Here is a 21,554-nt window from a genome sequence, read left to right on the forward strand (position 1 = left end):
ATTATCCACTGGATTATCCACATTATCCACAGTTTGCACATTGGATTGTGAAAATCTTGTCCCCTTTTTCATGATTCATATAAAGTGAATCTGGGTAAGGGTTTCAACATTTTATGCACATTATTCAGGTAAACTGTGGATAACCTTGTCCACATCTTGACAACCACGACTTTTGTCCTATATGTGTGTTTAGCAGGTTTAATTCATGTGTCTTGCCTACGGGCCAATTCATTATCTAAGATAAAACCATACTATTCAAGAAAGGCGGGCTTACGATGTCCGGGAAAATAGTGAACAGCATCACGGAACTGATCGGTGACACGCCGGCTGTAAAGCTTGGCCGACTTGTTGGGCCAGAGGATGCCGAGGTTTATGTCAAACTCGAATATTTCAATCCCAGCCGCAGTGTGAAGGACAGAGCCGCTTATCATATGATTCTCCGCGCTGAACAAGAAGGACATCTGAAGCCAGGTTCCACGATCATTGAACCGACCAGCGGCAACACCGGAATCGGCCTTGCGATGAATGCTGCGGCCAAGGGCTACCGTGCCATCCTGGTCATGCCGGATAACATGACGAAAGAGCGCATCAATATTCTCAAGGCTTACGGAGCAGAAGTAGTTCTTACCCCCGCTGCGAAGCGGATGCCAGGAGCTATCGAGAAAGCGCTTGAGCTGAAGGCGCAAATCCAGGACAGCTTCATCCCCCAGCAGTTCGAGAATCCGGCCAATCCGGATGCCCACCGTGGAACAACTGCTATGGAGATACTTGAGCAGATGGAAGGTCGGCTGGATGTGTTTGTGGCCTCATCCGGTACAGGCGGCACCATAACAGGAACAGGGGAAGTGCTCCAGGAGAAGCTCCCCGGAATCCAGATTTATGTGGTTGAGCCCAAGGGGTCACCCGTTCTATCCGGCGGAGAGCCAGGGCCGCATAAGCTGGTAGGTACAAGCCCCGGGTTCGTCCCTTCCATTCTGAATACTGAGGTCTACGACGAAATTGTGCAGGTTGCGGACGAGGACGCTCTGGAGACCACACGTAAGCTGGCAAGCCAGGAGGGAATTCTAGTCGGACCCTCAGCCGGAGCCACCGTATGGACTGCTGTCCAGCTGGCCCGAAGGCTCGGCCGGGGCAAACGCATTTTATGTATAGCACCGGATACAGGTGAGCGCTATCTGAGCATGGACATCTTTTGATCCAATATGAACGATGATAAACCGATAATTCAACCTGATATCGCTCAGGTACACTTTCAACAGAAGGGTGGAGAATATAGTGAGCAAGATGATTTACGGCGTGTCCCATGTGGACCGGGAGGAACTGTACGAGATTCTGCATGACGATGAAAGGCGCGCTCTAGTCATTGATGTACGGGAGGTTGACGAATATACCGCGGGACACATCCCTGGTATTCCATTGATTCCAATGGGGGAAATCGCTGCTTACCTGCAGGATTTTGACAAGGAGCGCGAATATGTCTTTGTCTGCCGCAGCGGAGGACGGAGTTACGAGGTTGCACGCTTCTTTCAAAGCCAAGGCTTCCCGAAGGTTCATAACTACGAAGGCGGGATGTTGAACTGGGACAAGGAGGTCGTGACCGGCCCAGAGAATGTGATTGAGCAATTTGATGCCGACCGGCTGGAGCGTCAATCTTAATAACTGGCTGATATAGAGCAGCCCTGCACGCCCCACTCAGGGAACGGCAGGGCTATTTTTAATAAGCATACCAATGAATGGCCGTGCAGGTTCAAAGATTAAGAGCGATGGAGAGCAAGTGAACTTCAGATTCTTGCCTCTCTCCTTCCTACATGCTCGTAATAAATACCCCTAGCAAATACAAGATGCCCAGAATCACACTGATCCCCCCCGTTAAGAGAAACAAAACGACGTTCTTGCGATTCCTAGTTTTCTTCCAAATTCCTACCACAGCCACATAAAGGCCTGCGAGGACAATCCACCACCATATGGCATGCGCCCACATGCCGAGTCCTTGGAGCTTATCGGTCAGGAACAAAAGCAGAAAGACGACCTGCATCCCCAGCGTCAGACAGCTGTAACCGAAAAACTGCTGATTGAACTCCGAGGTGATCTCTCTTCTCCGGTTGACCTCAATTACAATTAAAGGAACAACCACGGCTCCCACAAAAATCAGTGTCATAAGTATTATCGTCATGATTCAAGACCTCTCTTCCTCCTGTGGATCCATCTTCTTGTTCTATACTCTACCAGCTATGTGAAATAAGAATATGTACATGATTGCTGTAGTCCTATATGGACAGTCACCTAAACCTGCTGTGCCTAATAAGCTGGGGGAGAAGGAGTGATGCAGATGATGCTTTATGACAAAGCCAATCTGGAGGATCACTATGTCCCGAAGGAGGACTGGAAGGTTGCCGCCTATCAGGCGTTCGCCGCCAAAATGACAAACCGGGAGGATAAATTCCCTTGTATCCCGGCAACTCTCGGATTTGCCCACAATCACCTGAAATACGGGTTCTTGCCAGATCCCCGCAGCAGCGAAGCCCCGGCAGCTGTGTCCGAGCTTGTAAGGCAATTTACAGATAACTCGAGACAGTTCGGTAAATATACCTCACTTATCTTGTTCTTCCATACTCCTGATGATCTGAGACACCAGTCCTCCGTAGAACATTACGAGTCCCTGTTCTGGGATCTGTTAAGCCGGACCAGTGGTGAGGACGCCCTGGATTGGCCAGCACATATTCCTACAGAGCCTTCGCACCACTTCTGGGAATATTGTCTTCATGGCGAATCCTATTTCGTCTATTGTGCAACACCCTCACATGTAAACCGGCAGAGCAGATATTTCCCTTATTTCATGCTCGCTTTGACTCCGCGATGGGTGCTCGTAGAGTTCAATAAGGTTCCGAAGCAGGCTGAAACCATGAAGCCGTTGATCCGGCAGAGACTTGAAGCCTATGATACGATCTCTCCCCACCCGGATCTGAAACTGTATGGTGAGAAGGACAATTATGAGTGGAAGCAGTACTTCCTCAGAGATGACCACAGCTCCGCCCCCTCTTGCCCCTTCTCCAGGCACGCACAGAAGAAATCCCATGCTTCTGAAGGACAGGGAACATCCTAGCTTTGTAATTACTCCATTGCTTCATTCAGGAGGACCATATGAACATGGTCCTCCCATTTTCCGTTAATGCAGAGATATTTCCGGGCCAATCCTTCAGATTGGAAGCCGCACTTGCGGACGACGCTTAAGGACGCCTCATTACGGGGCATAATGTTAGCTTCAATCCGGTGGAGACCCAATTCCCGGAAGGCCAGGTCAACCACACATCGCACGGCTTCTGTCATATAACCCTGATTAAGCTCAGCCGCATCCAGCCGGTATCCCATATGACAGGATAGAAACGCGCCCCGGGCGATATTACTAAGCGAGATAGAGCCGATTACCGGAGAATCCGGCTGATCCGACTTGAACATCCACAGCTTATATAATTGGCCTCCGGCCATATTTCGCATGTCGCCCATAATCAGCTGTCGCTGGTAGGCCAGCGTGTAATACTCCGGCTCCCTTGCGGGTTCCCACTCAGCCAAATGCTCCTTGTTGCGGATGACAAATTCAAGAATACGAGGGGCATTGCTCTCATCCACCACGCGCAGAATTAATCTCTCTGAAGTTACTTTTTCTCTAAACATGTTATCCTCGGTTTATTATAATTTTTATAGAGAAATCCCTAATATGTAAGGAGTCCAAAAAAGATTAAAGAGGGCTTATATCGCTTAAGTATCATCATATAGCAAGGAAGTAATGGTAGTACACTGAATCTCGGACATAACCATTTCGTTCGTACAGCGACTGGGCTGTTTGATTCTCCACACCGGTGGATAACTGAATGCCTTTGGCACGCACCAGCTTGGCGTACTGCTTAGCTTCGTCCATCAGCAACTGCCCTACCCCGTTACGACGGTACTGCGGAGCGACATACAGATCATTGAGCAGCAGCAGCCGCTGCATGGAAATAGATGAGAAGAGCGGATACAGCTGTGTAAAGCCAGCCGGTCTACCCGAAGCCGCTTCCTTCGCATAGAGTATCACGGACTCCAGGTGCTCGAACCGCTCAAACAGAAAGTCCCGCGCGCCTTGCAAGTCTGAAGCCTGCCCATAAAACACCCTGTACTCATTAAATAATTCCGCTACTAAATCCAAATCCCTGATCGTTGCCTGACACACAATTATAGAGTTATCCATGCTGCTTATACTCTCCTTTTATTCTCCGATTGAAATTTTTAAAGACACCACCCTGGTAGGTGATCTCGCCTTCATCTTTCTCCTTTAGTATGGCATACTCTCTTGCCGCCATCCGAAATTCCAGCTTTCGCCCATCCTCCAGTTCAAACGTGATGAAATAGCGGGGTGTATAAGGCCCGGAACCCGTTCCATGCATCTCCGTCCTCTTGGATGAGACTACCGCGTACTTCATGAGTAAACGGTTTTTGTTATTGGCAGACCAAACCATCAAACCTTTGATAATAGCATAAGCAAATATGGCTATAACGACAACCAGCAAAACGACGCCTGCCACCTTCATCCACATCGGAACACCAATCAAAAATTCAAAAAAAGCTTCAGGTCCGCCAAACCCGTCAAATCTATCCATGGTTCCCAGCCTTTCTATCATTATATTAGTCTATATAGACTTAGCCTATATCTTCGTACGCCGCCGTCCTTAACTGTACAAGGCCCGGGGAGCCGAGGATTTGAGTCGACACTAGGGCTCACTCCTTTTCTTCCTAGTTTTCATTTGCGATTTAAATAGGTTGGAATTCTACTCTATACCATTTTCCATAATTATACAACTAATCCCGAAACTTGTAATCTCCAGCTTACAAAATAATAATTAATTAAGCGCGCCTATAGCAGAGCTTCTAAATAAGCTGAACTTCTCTCTTTGCCTGCTGCAAAAATATGACATTTGCCGGAATTCGCATAAATTTTATTAAAAAAGAAAAACCGAAGCCCTAGAGATGGCCTCGGTTCTTATGGGGTTACAACAGCATCCTGTGTTAACCGTATACTATTTCAATCTCTTCAACTCTTCCTCCGTAAAATTATGGATCGTTCTCTCTTCAGAAAACTTCGCCGCATTATAGGACTTCGAGCTGTTCTTAGGGACCGACAGACTGGTCCAGTCGTCATGCTTAAGCAGCTTGGATGCATAGATGATCTGTCCGACATGGTAGCAATAGTGCGCGAGCTGCCGGTTGATGGCCTCCATCACCGTATGTCCTTCATTGCGAATATAGACGATATCTGACAGCTGTTCAGGACGGAGCGGGTCCAGAGCCTCAAACAGACAGCTCCATCCTTTTTCCCATTTCTCCATAAGTCCTTCCCGGTCTACGATGATATCCTGCTCAAACTCACTATCCCTGTCTCTCCAAGGCTTCTCGCCGTCCTCTGTCAAAAAATTGGTCCATCTGGACAGCATATTGCCGCTAAGGTGTTTAACTATAGTGGCGATGCTGTTCGTGTCGGTATTATACGTCGTGAACAGCTGCTCAGGCTCCAGCTGATCCATCGCCTTCTCTCCAAGTGTCTTATAGTATAAGAACTGGTTTCTCATGCTTTTCAAATAGACTTCACCATTCATCGTTGTCTTCCCTTCCTTTCTTCACACATTGATCGGATCGTTAGATTTATAAGGATGGAGCCTGAATTCCGCTTGGTGTATCCGGCTGTTCTCCGCGCACGGCAAGAAGACAAAGAAACGCGAGCACCAGGCCAGCCGATGCTGTTATAAACAGCATCGGGTAGCCGAACAAATCCATCATCCAGCCAAGCAGCGGCGGCGAGATAATCGCGGCCAGCGAGGAAACCAGGTAATACAAGCCAGTTCTGGTTCCGATGCTCTGTTCTCTACCGGTCGCCACCACCCATGGATACGAATTAATATTGATGCATGCCCAGAAGATCCCTCCCGCAATCAGGAGAATCCGAAGCAGCAGTATAGAATGAACAAACAGTATGGACCCAAATATAATGAAAAGTCCCAATACACCAACCATTATGACACTCTTTTTGCCGAACTTGGCTCCGAGCCATCCGCTGGGAAGGGCAAAGATCAGAAAGGCAAGGGAGAAGAATGTGAGCGAGAAGGATGCGTCCTTATCCGACATTTCGAGATACTTTGTCCCATACAGGGTGAACAGTGCCTCCACTCCCTGGTAAGCTACGAACCAGAAGAAAATCGCCAGGAGGATAAACACGGTTGTACGATCCAACTGATCCTTGATACGGACAGCGCTTTGTTCCCCAGCACCTTGGCTGCTTGCAACAGGCTCACGAATGACCAGCTTCAGGACAACCAGCGTAAGAAGCATGATAATACCCGCCCCGAGAAACGGAAGGTAAGAGCCGATTCCATACAATGTGGAGCCTACGCCAAAAGCCAGCACAGAGCCGAGCCCGCCCATAAAATTAATAATTCCGTTCGCCTTGGTCCGCTTAGATTCTGCTGTAATATCCGGCATCAGGGCTACGGTCGGTGAGCGGAATAGACTCATCGAAAGATTCATCAGAACCATAAACACCACAAGCATAATCAGGCTGTTATACCAGGGAATGAGCGTAACAAACACAGCCGCCAGCGGCATTCCAATCAGGAGATAAGGCATGCGCCGGCCATACCGGGTATGCGTCTTATCGCTCCGGTAGCCAATCCACGGCTGGATAAACAGCGCCAGATAGTTATCAATTGTCATCATAAAGCCAATCAGTGCCGCCTTGTTCAAGTAATCATCCAGGAACAGGGGCACAAACGCATTATACAGCGCCCACGTCAGACTGATACTGAAGAAGCCAAGCCCCAGCAGCCAAGTCTTTTTCATCCGTTATCCTCCGCCTCAGCCAGCAAAGCCGCCAGCCGGTCCGGATAATCCGTAATGATACCCGAGACTCCGGCGGTCAGAAGAGCTCTCATCTCCTGCTGTTCGTTCACGGTAAACGGGTGATAAGGCATGCCCTTCGCGGCAGCCATTCCCACAAGTTCAGGCGTTAATGCATACTTGAAGGCATGCAGGGCATCTGCCCCGATTCTTGCGGCGTAATCCCAAGGCTCGTATAACCCTTCCATGTACAAAATGCCTGTACGTATCTCAGGAGCCAATCTCTTGCATTCCACCAAAGAATAATGGTTGAAGCTGGACAGGATCACCCGCTCCTCCAGCTCATATTGGCGGACCACTTCAATCACCTTGGCTTCAAGTGAAGGGTACTGGACAATTCCGTTCTTCAGTTCGAGGTTAATCATCAGCTCATGGCTTCTTACCAATTCCAGCAAATCCTCCAATGAAGGAATCCGCTCTCCCTGGTAATCGGAATGATACCAAGAGCCGGCCTCCCGCTTCCGCAGCTCGGCCCATGTCAGATCCTTGACCCATTCCGGTGATCCGGCTGTGCGGGCAAGCGTCTCATCGTGGATCAGGACCAGCTGGCCATCCTTGGTCATCTGCACATCCGTCTCGATTCCTGTCGCCCCAAGCTCAATGGCTTTGATAAATGAAGCCATCGTGTTCTCAGGACTATGCCCGGCCGCGCCCCGATGGGCAAAATTAATACAAGTGTGCACCGCGCTTCCTCCTTAGCAGCTAAAAGCATTCATCATATAACGGAAAAAAACATTCATCCCTATAACTATAATCCCTGAATGTAAAATCTATGTTATATAAGTTGGACACTAGAATTACCAACAGGCAAGGCACGGGGAAAGAACGTTTCACGGCAATCTTACTTGTCTATCAGTAGTTCAACTTGTACAGCAGCAGCTTCTGCTCACAACACTTTATTCAAAGCCTCAAACTTAGAAAGGAACTGCTCCGTCTTGTATGCATGCACTCCGATGTTCGCAAGCTCTTGAAGTCCCTTCTCATATACGCCAGACATGGCGTCGTCAATCAGAATCACCTTGAAATCCCGTTCACTTGCTTCATAAATACTAGTTCTAGGGCAGTTGGGAAAATTACAACCGATGAAGATCAGCGTATCCACGCCCAGCTCACGGGCAAACTGCTCCAGACCTGTCTGGTAGAACGCTCCCCATCTTGGTTTATACATCACCCATTCCTGCGGTCCTACCGGCTGAATCTGCCCATCCAACAAGGCCGCATAGTTCAGTTGGACGTTAGGGTTCGGACTGATTACATCCACCAGCTGGGCCCCGAACGTACCCGGATGAACAATTTGACTTCCATTCTGCAAAAGCTCTCTGCGGCAAAGATCAGCATTGGACCCATCCGGCTGATAGATCCGAATAACGTGCACCACCGGCATATTCCGCAATCTGCAGGTTTCAAGAATTCTGGCCATGTTGGGCAGGACTTCATAGGTTCCGGCAATCTCGGCAGCTGCCCCCGGAAGCGTAAAATCATTCTGGGTATCAATAGTAATCACAGCAGCCTTCTCCAGATTGGGTGTCGTATACTTGGACATCTTCTTTCCCCCTCATTCTTATAGAAGTTCCCTAACCGCCTTATCTTTTCCGTTCCCCCAATAGATCGCAATTCAGCTGGCAGATCATTGTGCCTGCTCAGCACAGGCTGCTTGGTTATTAAAAATTGTATCGTATACAGGTAAATTAAGTAATCGGGAATTTTATCAGGACCTATAAAAAAACCTTTCCGCACCACGGTGCAGAAAGGTTCATATTTGTTTGTGAAATGACGGTCTCCCGCCTCTACTACTGTTATAAGCTTCGAATCATCCCGCCGTCCACAAGAATGGATTGTCCGGTGACATAGGTATTGGCCCAAGATCCGTAGAAAGCCACTATCCTGGCAAATTCCTCCGGTTCGCCCATTCGTCCCAGCGGAATCCCCTTAACAATCCGCGATTGAATCTCCTCCAAGGAGCTGCCCTCACTTTGGGCCCGCTTGGAATCAAGCTCCGTTATCCGGTCTGTGGCAATTCGCCCCGGGGCAACCGTATTGATCAAAATGCCGCTGTCCGTAAGCTCCCCGGCAAGGGTCTTGGTCAACGACTGTACCCCGGCCCGGAACACATTGGATAGAATCAAGCCTTCAATCGGCTGTTTGATCGAGGTTGATGCCAGATTGACGATTCTTCCAGAACCGGCGGAGCGCAGATGTGGAAGAGCTTCCCGAATCATGCGGATCACGCTTAACAGATTAAGCTCATACCCCCTTTGCCAATCCTCATCCTGCATATCGGCAAAAGTTCCGCCCGGAGGTCCGCCCGCATTCGTAACCACGACATCCAGACCGCCTTGGGTCTGCACTGTAGTGCGAATAGCCCCGGCAATATCGTCCTGGCTTGTAGCATCCATCTGAATGACAGCCACCTTTTGACCTGTACTAGCTTCGATATCCTCAGCTGCACGGATAAGATGCTCTTCACTCCGGCTTGCAATCGTCACCTTGGCCCCTTCACGTGCGAAAGCCTCCGCACTGGCTTTGCCAAGACCTTTACTCGCTGCTGCGACAAATACAGACTTACCTCCCAGTCCCAAGTCCAATTCCAGCACCTCCTCTGAATAATCCCGTATCTGCTTAACTAATTCTTATGATCAGCAAGAATCCTCTTCTCCCTCCCTATACTCCTAAACCCGTTTCAAGAATAATTTCAGCAGTACCCAAAGCTTCCTTATAGACAAAAGCCCACCTTAAAGCTTGCAGCTTATGAGATGGGCTTGATCGCTTTCTTTGTTCTTTCCAGAAAGGTGGTCCTAATCCTAATCCTAATCTTCTACCGACCACTCTTCAAGAGAAAGCCCAGGTTCGGCCTTCATCGTCTGGGGAGCAAACTCCCCACTCTTCCATTTCAAATATGCGGCAGCCCCGATCATGGCCGCATTATCCGTACAGTATTTCAATGGCGGAATACGCAAGACGATTTCCTCTTGATCACACCGCTGCGCCAGAGCTTCGCGAAGCCCGCGGTTCGCAGCCACACCGCCGCAGAGCAGCAGCTCCTTGGCTCCCGTCTCCCGTACAGCACGAATCGCCTTCTCAACTAACACTTCGATCACGGACTCTTGAAACCCGCGTGCAATGGCTGCTGGGTCAGGCTCCTCCCCACGCATCCGGCTCTGATTCAGCACATTCAATACAGCGGACTTTAACCCGCTGAAGCTGAAATCATACGAATCCGGCTCCAGCCAGGAGCGTGGAAGCAGTGTCGCCTGCTCAGCCTCATGGGCCAGACGGTCAACATAAGGCCCGCCTGGGTAAGGGAACCCAAGGGCCCGGGCTACCTTATCGTATGCCTCGCCAACCGCATCATCCCGCGTGCGGCCGATCAGTCGGAAATGCCCTTCCTTCTCCATCAGCACAAGCTCCGTATGTCCACCAGATACAACGAGGGCCATACAAGGATATTCAATCTCCTGCACCAGCCGGTTGGCATAAATATGCCCGGCAATATGATGCGTGCCAATTAACGGCTTGTCCAGGGCAAATGCGAGGCTCTTGGCCGCCATGATCCCGACAAGCAGCGCTCCCACAAGTCCAGGCCCCTGTGTCACCGCAACCGCGGACAGCTGGGCTGGAGCTATGCCTGACTGTACAACCGCTTCCTCCAGCATTTGCGTAATGCTCTCCACATGCTTTCGGGAAGCCACTTCCGGCACTACCCCGCCGAAAGCCTTATGGGTCTCAATCTGACTGAAGATCAGATTTGAGAGCACCTCCCGCCCATTCTTGACCACAGCTACCGAGGTCTCGTCACAGCTGGTCTCCACGGCCAGAATATAGGCATCCTGGTCCGCTGGTTTATCATATATGCTCATAAGTTCCATTCGCTTCCTTCTGCAACGATATCTTCAGGGAGGTCACACCACATAATCAGTGCGTCCTCCTGATTGTCAGAGTAATAGGCCTTGCGCAGCCCGACTGGACGGAATCCCAGCTTGCTGTATAGGGACTGTGCCACCGTATTGGATACGCGCGCCTCCAGGGTCATCTTGGTCATGCCCATCCGTCCGGCCATGAGCATCATCTCCCGCATTAACCGTTCACCCAAGTGCTGCCCCCGATATGCCGTACGCACCGCGATGTTGGTCACATGGGCCTCGTCCACTACGGTCCACATGCCTGCATAACCAATCGGGTCCCCATTCTTCTCCATAATTATATATTTGGCAAAATGATTCTGCGTCATCTCACTGCGGAACGCATTCTCCGTCCAAGGCAGCGTGAATGACTCATGTTCGATGACCATCACATCGGGGATGTCGTCCAGCGTCATCGGACGAAACCGGATGCCGTCTGCCCCATGCAGGCCTCCCATAATCTGCGCCTCTTCCATTAACGTCCCCCCTTATTTGCCGCGAGCCAGGTTTGCTTCAGCCTCCGAAAGCTGGGTGTAATTTGGGACGAGCGAATGCACCTCGTCCGATTCTCCCCTTAGGAGCCGGTCCGCGCCAAGCAGACCGGCCCACGCCCCCTGCAGCAGATGCGGCCGGATCTGAAGCCGCCCGCCCAAGAGGGGGCGGAGTGCCTCGGCAGCTTCCGCGTGCAGCGCGGTCTCGCCGGTGAACCACACGGCGGATGGCCGCGCCTCTGGCGCGAGCGCCTCCAGGCGTCCGGCAAGCGCTGCAGTCCAGCGCTCCATCAGCCGGATGCCGTCCGGCTCAAGGCGCCGGGGCAGCTTGCCCGGCGCCGCCTCGAACAGCGCGGTGTACACTTGACCGCGCCGCGCATCCACCAGCGGAATAATCCATTCCGCTGGCGCACTTCCATCAGCAGCCTGTTCACCGGCTGCTGTGCCTTGGCGGGCTGGGCTGCCCGCCAAGGCCGCAAAGGCTGCAGGCGGCTGATCTGTGCCCTCGGCCCAGCCGCCCAGCCCCAGCGCCGCGAGGCTGGAGATGCCCGCCACCGGCAGAGCCATCGACCACGCCAGCGTCTTCGCCGTGGTCACTGCAATCCGGATGCCCGTGTAGGACCCCGGCCCTACGCCTGCAGCTATTCCGCTCAGTTCGCTCTTTCGGACACCGGCCTCGCCCAGCGCCTCTTCAATTGCCGTAATGAGATGAACTGAGTGGTTCCGCTCTGCTGTAATATTCCTCTCAGCCAGCAGATCGCCCCCATTCATCACCGCCACAGCCAATGAAGCCGTGGACGAGTCAAAAGCCAGTGTATACTTCGTAGATTTGCTCACTTCGCTCATAATCCGGTTCCCCATTCTGTCTTGAAGGCCTGTACCCACTCGCAATAAGGGCTGCCTTCAGCCTTAAGATATATCCGTCTCTCGCTCAGCCCGGTCACTTCAATGTACAGATGCAGATGCTCCGGCGGCAGAATTTCGGTGATCAGGCTGGCCCACTCCACAAGTGTAACTCCCTGTCCATCAAAGTACTCTTCCAGCCCAAGCTCATCCGCTTCCTCCAGCGACAAGCGGTACACATCCATATGATAAAAGGGCAATCTTCCCTCATACTCCTTAATAATCGTGAATGTCGGACTATTCACCTGTTCATGTACGTCAAGATGCTTCGCAAACAATTGGGAGAATGCCGTCTTGCCCGCGCCCAAATCGCCATCCAGCGCAATCACAGTGCCCGGCGCCGCCTTGAGCGCCAGCAGACTTGCCAGTCTGCCCGTATCCTCCAGATTCTTTGCATTCCAGACGAGATCCGCCTTATGTTTTAATTCTTTCACCCAACCAACCACCTTTTACCCGGAAAAGGAACACGCGCTTGCACCACGCCTGTCATGATGATTCCGGTCATTCTCTTACCTGGTATGACCAAATTCACAGGCCATACATCTGTTCTCATTATATCGGTACCATGTCCCCCCCGCAAGAAACCCTATCATGATTTGCATAGGAGAAGACTGTTATTAGAAAGCCTTTTTTGTCCCATACTAAAGGTATCACAGCACGATTATGGACCGCACCGGATCACCAATAACTTTTTTTGAAAGGAGCTGGAACAACATGCATACCGTTTGGAAGGGCGCGATCAGCTTCGGACTTGTTCACGTGCCCGTAAAGATGTTCTCCGCCACGGAAGACAAGGACATTTCCATGAAGTACATTCACAAAACCTGTGGAAGCCCGATCTCTTATGTGAGGAGATGCCCTTCATGTGAGAAGGATGTGGATTGGGAGGAAATTTCTAAGGGCTACGAATACGAAAAGGGGAGGTATGTCCTCTTTGAGAAACAGGAGCTCGAGCAGCTCTCCGCGCAGGTGGAACGAACTATTACCATCCTTGATTTTGTCAACCTTGAGGATATCGATCCCATTTACTTTCAGAAAACATACTATCTCTCCCCCGATCAGGCTGGCTCCAACGCCTATCTGCTGCTCCTTGAAGCGATGAAGCAGACCGGCAAGATCGGCATTGCCAAGATTGCCATCCGGTCCAAGAGCAGTCTCGCAGCGATCCGGGTTATGGAAGGGTGCCTCGCGATTGAAACCATTTTTTACCCGGATGAGATTCGCCCGATCAGTCAGGTTCCTAACCTTCCGGAAGCCGCCGGTATCAACGATAAGGAGCTTGGAATGGCCAAGGTGCTGATCGAACAGCTCTCCACCCCTTTTGAGCCATCCAAATACACGGATGATTACCGCGAATCCCTGATGAACCTGATCCAGCATAAAATCGCCGGGGAAGAAATCAGCCTGGCTCCGGCCAAGCCGGAGAGCAATGTAATCGACCTGATGGCCGCGCTGCAGGCGAGCATTGAAGCAGTCAAGCCTATTGCCACTGATCCGGGGCCTGCTGCGAAGAAAACCCGGGCCAAACGGACGGCCGCGGCGGATGAAGCCGCTGACACAGCAGCAGCACCTAAGCCGAAACGGAAAACCTCCAGCAAAGCCAAGAAGACCATCAGCTGATGATGACCGGGCTGGAACTTCCCCATATCAGCCGTAATATGGACATGTTCGGCGCTAACCTGGCCCATACCCGATTCCATGCTAAGGGGTGGGCTTTATGAACCTGAAACCCATTATTCCTTTTGAGCCGGTGACCACAGACCGGCTTCCCGAAGGAGAAGATTGGACCGCCCAGATTAAATGGGACGGTGTGCGAATGCTAACTTATTATGACGGTCAAGAAGTTCAGCTTGTTAACCGCAAGCTTAACGAACGTACTCTTCAATACCCGGAATTAACTTCTATTGGTGAATACTGCGGGGCTGATTCGGTGATCCTCGACGGCGAGATCATTGCCCTGGATCAAGGCAAGCCTTCCTTCCATGAGGTGATGCGCCGGGACGGTTCACGCAAGGCTGAGAACATTCGCCGTGTTCAGCAGGAGGTTCCAGTGACCTATATGCTGTTTGATATTTTGTATTACAACGGATCATGGGTGACAAGCTTGCCTTTAAGAGAACGACAGGAGTTGCTTAGACAGACGGTGAAACCTACGGACAGGGTCCAGATCACAGCCGACTTCCCGTCTCCCGGCGTATTGTATGAGGTCATGAGCCAGCATGGCATGGAAGGCGTGATCGTCAAGGACCTGAACAGTACCTACGCCCCGGATGGCAAGGATAAACGATGGATGAAAAAGAAGGTTATTCAGGACCTTGTTGCTGTCATTGGCGGTTATACTCTGCGGGGTGGAATTGTTAACGCGCTTATGCTCGGTCTGTACGATCAAGAGGGGCGACTCTGGTATATCGGGCATGCGGGTACCGGCAAGCTGACCGTTCAGGACTGGAGAGACATCACGGGGACGCTCAAACCGCTTACTCAAACTGTGCTCCCCTTTGCCGCCCTGCCTTCCCGGAGCAAGGAATCTTACTGGGTAAGTCCTCAGCTTACCGTGAAGGTTAATTTTCTGGAATGGACACCCGGTGGCACCCTCCGCCAGCCGAGCATCCAGGCGTTGGTCTCCGCCGATCCGAAGATGTGCAGGTTTGGGTCCAGCTAAGGAGCTTTTCTCAAGTACAACCCGTCTATATAAAATGAACTTATGAAGGTTACCCTTATCGGGCGCTGCGATGCCGAGTGTTCTTACGACCGCTGTTGTCTCCGAAATGCTTGAACTATATATCCAAGTAGGAGCATTTCGGAGACAAAGGCGGACGCTCCGCTTCTTCAGAATCACTCGGGACCGAAGCTCAGATCGGTTAATTCTAAAGTTCACATGGATCTTAATCTGTACTCGGCTTAACTGGCTTAACCGCTGCTGCTTAATCCATAGCAACCCATGCCGCACACTGCTTGCTTTAGAACTCCCGCAGGAATGCCTTTTGCAGATCCTATTGCCAAAGGTTAAACTTTCTTTCCCACCAGCTGTCTATACCACAATGAACAAAGGAGCTGCTTCGCTTGCCTAAAACTGTCAGAGGTACTATCACCGTTGAAGGCTATGAGGTTCCCGTATCCAATCCCGGCAAGCTGCTCTGGCCGGAGGCCGGAATCACCAAGCGCGATTATCTGAAGAAGCTGGCGGAGCTGTCTCCCTACCTTCTTACTTACTGCCGCAACCGCTTGTTAACAACCATCCGGTATCCGGGCGGAGTGGACGGGCCTTTCTTTTACCAGAAGAATGCCCCCGAACCGCTGCCGGACTTCGTGAAGACCGCAACACATGAGAATATCCGGTATATCGTGCTGGACAATCTGCCGGCGTTGCTGTGGCTTGGGAATCTGGCGTCCATAGAGTTCCACCCTTCCCTCCACTATGTCCATGATTCCCTCCCCTGTGAGTGGATGATTGATCTCGATCCCACTCTCGAAGAGGATCCCCGGATTATGGAAGCTGCCGCCCATGTGGGAGATATTCTCGGCTCCCTGGGGCTTCAATCGGTTCCTAAAACCTCAGGAGCAACAGGAGTCCAGATCATTGTCCCGATTGAATACGGGGTCACCTTCGATGAGCTTCGGACGCTTGGGCATTTCATTGCCAGGTTTGTTACGGAGCGCTTTCCCTCTTTGTTCACAATTGAACGCCTGAAGAAGGACCGGGGAGACAAAATTTATTTTGACTATCTTCAGCACTACAGCGGCAAAACTCTTGCCGCCCCCTATACGCCCCGGGCTAAACCTGCAGCCAGCGTATCCACGCCGTTAACCTGGGAGGAGGTCCGCCAGAACCCGCACCCTTCCGAGTTTAATCTGAATAATATTGCCCAGCGGCTGCAGCAAAAAGGCGACCTGCTTCAAGCCGTGCCGCCTCAATCCGTAGATTTGATTTTGAAACACTTAAACCGGGTGAAGTAACCTTCCATTATAACAACGGTGACAGCATTCGTGTCAGCATCTCCGCCCCTTTCTGAAGACGGGACCGCTTGGAGAATTGCCGGAGATGGATAGGGCGGCAGTGCGTCAGATCCACCTCGAAATCGTTCATGAGCCGCCGGATAGGAGCCTGGTCGAACAACACCGCTGTCATCTCAAAGTTATAAAAGAAGCTGCGCATATCCATATTTGCGGTTCCAACCGTTGCCAGCAGGTCATCGATAATCATCACCTTGGCATGGATGAAGCCTTTGGTATACTGGTAAAACTTCACGCCAGCATGCAGCAGCTCCTCCACATAGGAGAGCGAGGCCAGATGAACCAGCTTGCTGTCGGAATGATAAGGAATGATAATCTTGACCTCAACCCCACTGACGGCGGCCGTCTTGAGAGCCGCGTACACACTCGGGTCCGGAATGAAATAAGGGCTGGTGATCCATACCCGTTTCTTGGCTACAGCTATCGCTTCAAAGCACATCTCCTGGATTGCATCCCATTGCTGGTCCGGGCCACTTGTGAGAATCTGAACCTGCTCATTCTTCGCACAATTATGCTCGGGGAATAGAGCAGGGTCCGAAATTCGCTCCCCGGAGGCCAGCCTCCAGTCCGTCAGAAAAGTATTTTGCAGGAAATAAATCGAGTCGCCTTCGATCTGCAGATGGGTGTCCCGCCACTCCCCAAGCTTGGGGTACAGCCCCAGATAATCTTCACCGACATTGATTCCACCCAGAAATCCCACCGTTCCGTCAATCACAACAATCTTCCGGTGGTTCCGGTAGTTAATCCGTCTGTCAATCGTTGCGATAAGTGGCGGGAGAAAGAAGTAGAATTGAATTCCCGCCTCTTTCAGCTCATGTATAAATTCATTTTTCAAATAATAGCTGCCCAGACCGTCGCAGATCATCCGGATCTTGACCCCTTCCCGGGCCTTGCGGATCATAACCTCCTTGAACCTTCTCCCTACTTCGTCACTTCTGAATATGTAATATTCAATATGAATATGGTCTTTGGCCTTATCCATTTCACTAAGTATCGCATCATAAGTATCCTCCCCGTTCGTTAACACCTTGGTAGCATTACAGCCTGTGATCGGACTTTCGGACAGATGGGTCAAGAGATTGAACAGCCTCTCCTGATGATGGAATTCCGGGTTCTGCATCTCTTCCACCCGCTTCACAATCTTCGCTTGGCGCCACAGTCTTCCTTTCATCTCTTGAAACAATCTCGTTCCCTTACGACGCAGATTTTTACGTTTCTTATAGTCCTGGGCAACAAAATAATAGAGAACAAAGCCGATTAACGGGAAGCAAAACAGGATGAACAACCAGGCTACGGTTTTGGAGGGATTTTTAAATTCGAGTATTAATATTGTCGCGCTTTGAAATATGAAAGCTATCAGCGCAATAACCAGCCAAAGCATGGATGTCCCCCTTCTATATCCTTATCTATTTGGCATGCAGCATGGAATACCCGGATACCGGAACCCCTATGATAGGCATATAAGTCTGGTCTTTTAAGCATGTTTTAAGAGAGCAGTGAATACATAAATTATAGAAGTAATGTTGGATGAATTAAAGAAAAATATCAAAATTTCAGTTCTTTATGAAAGGAGATGCCATGAAAAATGCCCCGATGTCCCGCAAAATGACCCTGCTTGTGCTGCAGGATGCCAACCAGTCCGTCAAGCAAATCCAGGTGTCCAAGCCCTTGGTCATCACGGTTCCCCTCGTTGCTCTGCTCTCCATATCCGGACTGATTGTAAGCCTTCAAGCCTACTCCAGCCACACGGCCGCGAGTCTGGAACAGGAACTGCAGAGCAGCAACACTCAGCTTCAAGCGGTCGTAACGGACAAAGAGGAGGCCATTCGCCGGCTTCAACATCAGCTCGTGACTCTCACAGCGGAGTCAAAGAATATGAGAAGCCAGATCAAGAAAGTCTCGCAGATGGAGGATGAGCTGCAGCAGATTATTAATAAGTTCAGAACTGGCAACAGCAAAACGTCCGAAGCAGCCACTCCAGGCGACAGCTCCTATATCGGCGGAGAATTCATCGCGGTTCATGATGTGGACAGCCGAATATCCGGCCAGGCTACCCGAGATGATTATGCGGAAATGTCAGCCCTCATCCAGGCCATGCTCCATAGAGTCCCCGCTATGGTTGACCAAGCTGAAGCCATCCATGAATCCATGTCCGGCACGCCCTCTTTATGGCCAACACTCTCCAGACGCATGACCTCCAGCTTCGGCTACCGTACGGATCCATTCACCAAGAAAGCGGCTTTTCACGCAGGTGTCGATATTTCCGGGGAAATAGGAGATCCGATCTATTCGGCGGGGGCCGGCACGGTTCTTCAGGCCGATCACTCTCCTGCAAGAGGCAACTTTATTATTATTCAACATCCAGGCGGACTTCAGACATGGTATATGCACTTAAATAAAATTCAAGTTAATACAGGGGAGAAAGTCACAAAAGGGGAAGTGATCGGCAAGCTCGGCTCCACTGGACGAAGCACCGGCCCCCATCTGCACTTTCAGGTCGTTAAGGAGAATGAACCGGTAGACCCTGTCCCCTATTTGAATTAATTTGTGTACAGTTGAAAACATCCGGGTGATGTATTCCTCCGATCTATTGTTCACGTATCCCTTGATCTAAACCATTTCAAAACAGTAGAAATCTGTTCACCAAGGCGAAATATACGCTTCTCCAGGAGCATTCCACCCTCTCTCCGATTCTTTGATCACTTGCTAGTTCAGCTTCTATAAATCAAAAATAATGGAGGAATATCATGTTTAAAGATAACAAAAATACCGCTGTAAAAGGGACTCATACCCTGATTGGTGCAGGCAGCCATTTCGAAGGAAAACTCCGCTCGGAGTATAACCTCCGGTTGGAGGGGAAATTCCAAGGGGAAATTGAATGTACGGGTGAGATTGTCATTGGGGAATCAGGAGAAGCCCACTCTTCAATCAAAGGAAATGAGATTATTGTGGCGGGTAAAGTGTTTGGTGATATTACTACAGAAGGCAAACTGACCATTACGGCCAGCGGACATGTTGACGGAAATGTATCCGCCCATTCCCTGGTCATTGCGGAAGGCGGGGTATTAAACGGAATCAGTATTATGGAGAAGCCCTTGATCAGCGCGGTGCCCTCCCCTAACTCCAACAATAAGAGCAAAAAAACTCCTCAGCCTGAAGCTGGCTAAATTGCAGAAGGATATGAACAGCCTGGTCTCCCACCTATCCAAGCCCACAATATGCTGCAATTACACAGCACAATAAAGGGACACACTCCTGTGAGAATGTGTCCCTTCTTTTATTATTCAACTAGCCTAACCGGCTTTCTTGCCCGAACGGGTTGGCTGCCCGGAAGTTAATGCTGTGAGGACTTGAGCTAAAAAAAAGGGATTCGGGCAGCCACATTCACCTGCTTGGTATAAAGTTGCAACAGTTTCGCTTGCAGCTGGACGGTACTACAGCAGCTGCTGGCTAACTTTACTTAGGCTGACTGTTTATGGTTGTTTACTAGCTGTTTACTGGCTGTTTACTAGCTGTTTATCGGCTGCTTACTGGCTGTCACTGCTAACCTTGTTATACCTGTCCCCTAAGCTGCAACATCCCGGCGCTTGAATACCATCCAAGCAATGGCAAGGAAGACCACTACATATACAGCGAGCACGATTGCTGAGAAGCCCATCGACATGCCCGCCTTTTCATAAAGGCTTGCGAATGAGAATGAAGTATCTCCTCCCGTATTCATCACGTATTTGGACAGATCCATATTGTGGAACAGCAGGTATTTGGCCCACGGATAGCGAATCGGGTTAAGCAGCATGGCAATCGTATTCCCGGCCATCATGATGAACATAGACAATCCGATTGCAATTCCACTGGCCCTAAAGACCGTGGAGATCATAAATGCAAGGCTCGAAATTACAAGAAGATCAATAAATTTGTATAGCAGTACCAGAAGCACCTGTTCCAGCGGGGTCGAACCCAGCTCCAGGAAGGCTGGCGGGGTGTTCTGGAAGAAGAGCATGGATACCGAGATAATAACGATAAAAAAGACAATGCTCATCAGGATACTAAAGAGCAGTACACTGAGCAGCTTGGACAAAAGCACCTTGCTCCGGGACCAAGGACGAATGAGCAACAGCTTAACCGTTCCCCAGGTGAACTCGCCCGCTACAATATCCGCAGCAACAATAAGGGTGAAGATTGACACCAGAAAGTAAATGGAGCCCAAATTCTTGGCCATATCCCAGGCGCCCGTCTGCGAAGAGCCGGTATGGCTTTCGCTGAAGGCAATCAGACCTGCGAACACAATCGGCAGGACAATGATCATTCCGAACATAATCCACGTGCGCAGCCGGCGGTAGATTTTCATATTTTCGTTCTGTACTAATGCCAGAAAATTACCCAATTTGCCCACCTCCCGTCATTTCCAAGAATTGATCTTCCAGCGATCTTGTTAAGGTCTGAATGCCGTATACCTTGATTCCAGCGCTGACAAGTCTGCTGTTCAAATCCGCAATCTGCTCGCGGTTTGCGGTTACAATCAGCCTTGTGCCCTCAAGACGGCCTGTCCCAATCAGTTCAAGCGCGCGTTCCGGCTCACTGACATCAAAGCCCGTTTCAGCATACTGCTCTCCGGCATCCTGGGCTTTCAGAGAACGCACATCAATCAGCCGGCCCCCCTGGATAACCGCTACGGTATCACACATCAGCTCCATCTCGGATAAGAGATGACTTGAGACGAAGACGGTGGTACCTTCCTGCTGGGTCAACTGGCGCAGATAATCCCGCAGCTCCCGTATGCCCTGTGGATCAAGCCCGTTGGTGGGCTCGTCCAGGATCAGCAGCTTCGGACGCTGAAGAATCGCCTGGGCAACACCTAACCGCTGGCGCATACCTAGAGAATACGTCTTCACCTTATCGTGAATTCGGTTCTCCAGCCCGACCAGGGCAACGGCCTCGTCAATCCGCTCCTTGCCTACACCGGACATCCGCGCATAATGCACCATGTTCTGATACCCTGTCAGAAATTTATACATTTCGGGGTTCTCTACAATCGCTCCAACATGCGCAACCGCTTTTTCAAAATCCGACTTGATGCTTGAGCCATTGATTACGATATCTCCCTGTGTAATCGACATGAGTCCTACCATCATCCGTATCGTTGTGGTCTTCCCTGACCCATTGGGGCCTAAGAAGCCGAATACCTGACCCGCCGGGATATCGAGTGTAAGACGGTCGATGATGGTCTTGGCGCCAATCTTCTTCGTCACATTCGTCAAGCGGACAACAGGTTCCTGAGACATATGAATTCACTCTCCTTATGTACCCGTCCGTTAAGGACGGAATG

Annotated in this window: 24 protein-coding genes; 8 read left to right on the plus strand and 16 right to left on the minus strand. The window is 50.7% G+C overall.

The window, feature by feature from the left end:
* Positions 1–275 precede the first annotated feature (275 nt).
* Both cysK and KJS63_RS14880 read left to right on the plus strand, forming a co-directional pair.
* The gene (gene cysK, locus KJS63_RS14875; RefSeq protein ID WP_213619820.1) at positions 276–1,196 is read left to right on the plus strand and encodes a cysteine synthase A; all 921 of its coding nucleotides are present in this window, start codon (positions 276–278) and stop codon (positions 1,194–1,196) included.
* 88 nt (positions 1,197–1,284) lie between these two features.
* Positions 1,285–1,656 (plus strand): rhodanese-like domain-containing protein, encoded by a 372-nt coding sequence (locus tag KJS63_RS14880; protein ID WP_082927081.1) that lies wholly within the window; start codon positions 1,285–1,287, stop codon positions 1,654–1,656.
* A gap of 148 nt (positions 1,657–1,804) precedes the next feature.
* Here the strand turns inward: KJS63_RS14880 and KJS63_RS14885 are convergent, their stop codons facing one another.
* Positions 1,805–2,173: a hypothetical protein gene (locus tag KJS63_RS14885; protein ID WP_213619821.1), complete on the minus strand. Its 369-nt coding sequence runs from the start codon at positions 2,171–2,173 to the stop codon at positions 1,805–1,807.
* 156 nt (positions 2,174–2,329) lie between these two features.
* Here KJS63_RS14885 and KJS63_RS14890 point away from each other — a divergent pair, with 156 nt between their 5' ends.
* Positions 2,330–3,103, plus strand: coding sequence for a YqcI/YcgG family protein (locus tag KJS63_RS14890; RefSeq protein ID WP_244862644.1), 774 nt, complete (start codon positions 2,330–2,332; stop codon positions 3,101–3,103).
* Between the two features lie 8 nt (positions 3,104–3,111).
* On the opposite strand, the gene KJS63_RS14895 is transcribed toward KJS63_RS14890, so the two are convergent.
* From KJS63_RS14895 to tsaE, 12 genes are all read right to left on the minus strand, one after another.
* Positions 3,112–3,672, minus strand: a complete 561-nt coding sequence (locus tag KJS63_RS14895) for a GNAT family N-acetyltransferase (RefSeq protein ID WP_213619822.1) — start codon at positions 3,670–3,672, stop codon at positions 3,112–3,114.
* Positions 3,673–3,766: 94 nt separating this feature from the next.
* Positions 3,767–4,225, minus strand: a complete 459-nt coding sequence (locus KJS63_RS14900) for a GNAT family N-acetyltransferase (RefSeq protein WP_213619823.1) — start codon at positions 4,223–4,225, stop codon at positions 3,767–3,769.
* On the minus strand, positions 4,218–4,634 hold the full coding sequence (locus KJS63_RS14905; protein WP_213619824.1) for a DUF2500 domain-containing protein: 417 nt from the start codon (positions 4,632–4,634) through the stop codon (positions 4,218–4,220). The genes KJS63_RS14900 and KJS63_RS14905 overlap by 8 nt, the downstream gene beginning before the upstream one ends.
* Positions 4,635–5,051: 417 nt before the next feature.
* Entirely contained in the window at positions 5,052–5,627 is a 576-nt protein-coding gene (locus KJS63_RS14910; RefSeq protein WP_213619825.1) for a DUF1572 family protein, read from the minus strand.
* A gap of 46 nt (positions 5,628–5,673) precedes the next feature.
* Positions 5,674–6,864: an SLC45 family MFS transporter gene (locus KJS63_RS14915; protein ID WP_213619826.1), complete on the minus strand. Its 1,191-nt coding sequence runs from the start codon at positions 6,862–6,864 to the stop codon at positions 5,674–5,676.
* Positions 6,861–7,604: a glycerophosphodiester phosphodiesterase gene (locus KJS63_RS14920; RefSeq protein WP_213619827.1), complete on the minus strand. Its 744-nt coding sequence runs from the start codon at positions 7,602–7,604 to the stop codon at positions 6,861–6,863. Before KJS63_RS14920 ends, KJS63_RS14915 begins: the two co-directional genes overlap by 4 nt.
* A gap of 203 nt (positions 7,605–7,807) precedes the next feature.
* Positions 7,808–8,464, minus strand: a complete 657-nt coding sequence (locus KJS63_RS14925; RefSeq protein WP_213619828.1) for a cysteine hydrolase family protein — start codon at positions 8,462–8,464, stop codon at positions 7,808–7,810.
* Positions 8,465–8,717: 253 nt separating this feature from the next.
* Positions 8,718–9,506, minus strand: a complete 789-nt coding sequence (locus tag KJS63_RS14930) for an SDR family oxidoreductase (protein ID WP_213619829.1) — start codon at positions 9,504–9,506, stop codon at positions 8,718–8,720.
* Positions 9,507–9,728: 222 nt separating this feature from the next.
* Positions 9,729–10,778, minus strand: a complete 1,050-nt coding sequence (gene tsaD / locus KJS63_RS14935; RefSeq protein WP_244862610.1) for a tRNA (adenosine(37)-N6)-threonylcarbamoyltransferase complex transferase subunit TsaD — start codon at positions 10,776–10,778, stop codon at positions 9,729–9,731.
* Positions 10,775–11,296, minus strand: a complete 522-nt coding sequence (gene rimI, locus KJS63_RS14940) for a ribosomal protein S18-alanine N-acetyltransferase (RefSeq protein WP_068615160.1) — start codon at positions 11,294–11,296, stop codon at positions 10,775–10,777. The genes tsaD and rimI overlap by 4 nt, the downstream gene beginning before the upstream one ends.
* 12 nt (positions 11,297–11,308) lie before the next feature.
* A complete protein-coding gene (gene tsaB / locus KJS63_RS14945; protein ID WP_213619831.1) occupies positions 11,309–12,157 on the minus strand; it encodes a tRNA (adenosine(37)-N6)-threonylcarbamoyltransferase complex dimerization subunit type 1 TsaB in 849 nt (282 codons plus the stop codon).
* Entirely contained in the window at positions 12,154–12,648 is a 495-nt protein-coding gene (gene tsaE / locus KJS63_RS14950; protein ID WP_213619832.1) for a tRNA (adenosine(37)-N6)-threonylcarbamoyltransferase complex ATPase subunit type 1 TsaE, read from the minus strand. The genes tsaB and tsaE overlap by 4 nt, the downstream gene beginning before the upstream one ends.
* 280 nt (positions 12,649–12,928) lie before the next feature.
* Here tsaE and ku point away from each other — a divergent pair, with 280 nt between their 5' ends.
* The 3 genes from ku (at position 12,929) to ligD (ending at position 16,171) form a co-directional block, all read left to right on the plus strand.
* Positions 12,929–13,834, plus strand: coding sequence for a non-homologous end joining protein Ku (ku, locus tag KJS63_RS14955; protein WP_213619833.1), 906 nt, complete (start codon positions 12,929–12,931; stop codon positions 13,832–13,834).
* A 97-nt stretch (positions 13,835–13,931) separates the two neighbouring features.
* The gene (locus KJS63_RS14960; protein ID WP_213619834.1) at positions 13,932–14,876 is read left to right on the plus strand and encodes an ATP-dependent DNA ligase; all 945 of its coding nucleotides are present in this window, start codon (positions 13,932–13,934) and stop codon (positions 14,874–14,876) included.
* A 401-nt stretch (positions 14,877–15,277) separates the two neighbouring features.
* On the plus strand, positions 15,278–16,171 hold the full coding sequence (gene ligD, locus KJS63_RS14965) for a non-homologous end-joining DNA ligase (RefSeq protein WP_213619835.1): 894 nt from the start codon (positions 15,278–15,280) through the stop codon (positions 16,169–16,171).
* Positions 16,172–16,178: 7 nt separating this feature from the next.
* Here the strand turns inward: ligD and cls are convergent, their stop codons facing one another.
* Positions 16,179–17,609: a cardiolipin synthase gene (gene cls, locus KJS63_RS14970; RefSeq protein WP_213619836.1), complete on the minus strand. Its 1,431-nt coding sequence runs from the start codon at positions 17,607–17,609 to the stop codon at positions 16,179–16,181.
* Between the two features lie 197 nt (positions 17,610–17,806).
* On the opposite strand from cls, the gene KJS63_RS14975 reads away from it, so the two are divergent.
* Positions 17,807–18,772 carry a M23 family metallopeptidase gene (locus tag KJS63_RS14975; protein ID WP_213619837.1) on the plus strand — a complete coding sequence of 322 codons (966 nt, stop codon included), beginning with the start codon at positions 17,807–17,809 and terminating at the stop codon, positions 18,770–18,772.
* A gap of 203 nt (positions 18,773–18,975) precedes the next feature.
* Positions 18,976–19,395 (plus strand): bactofilin family protein, encoded by a 420-nt coding sequence (locus tag KJS63_RS14980; RefSeq protein WP_068615140.1) that lies wholly within the window; start codon positions 18,976–18,978, stop codon positions 19,393–19,395.
* Positions 19,396–19,793: 398 nt separating this feature from the next.
* On the opposite strand, the gene KJS63_RS14985 is transcribed toward KJS63_RS14980, so the two are convergent.
* Together KJS63_RS14985 and KJS63_RS14990 are read right to left on the minus strand one after the other, a co-directional pair.
* Complete coding sequence (locus KJS63_RS14985) at positions 19,794–20,612, minus strand: ABC transporter permease (RefSeq protein ID WP_213619838.1); 819 nt, start codon at positions 20,610–20,612, stop codon at positions 19,794–19,796.
* Entirely contained in the window at positions 20,605–21,510 is a 906-nt protein-coding gene (locus KJS63_RS14990; RefSeq protein ID WP_213619839.1) for an ABC transporter ATP-binding protein, read from the minus strand. Before KJS63_RS14990 ends, KJS63_RS14985 begins: the two co-directional genes overlap by 8 nt.
* Positions 21,511–21,554: the final 44 nt, after the last annotated feature.

The sequence above is a fragment of the Paenibacillus sp. J22TS3 genome (assembly GCF_018403205.1).
In the GTDB taxonomy this organism is placed as follows: Bacteria; Bacillota; Bacilli; order Paenibacillales; family Paenibacillaceae; genus Fontibacillus; species Fontibacillus tuaregi.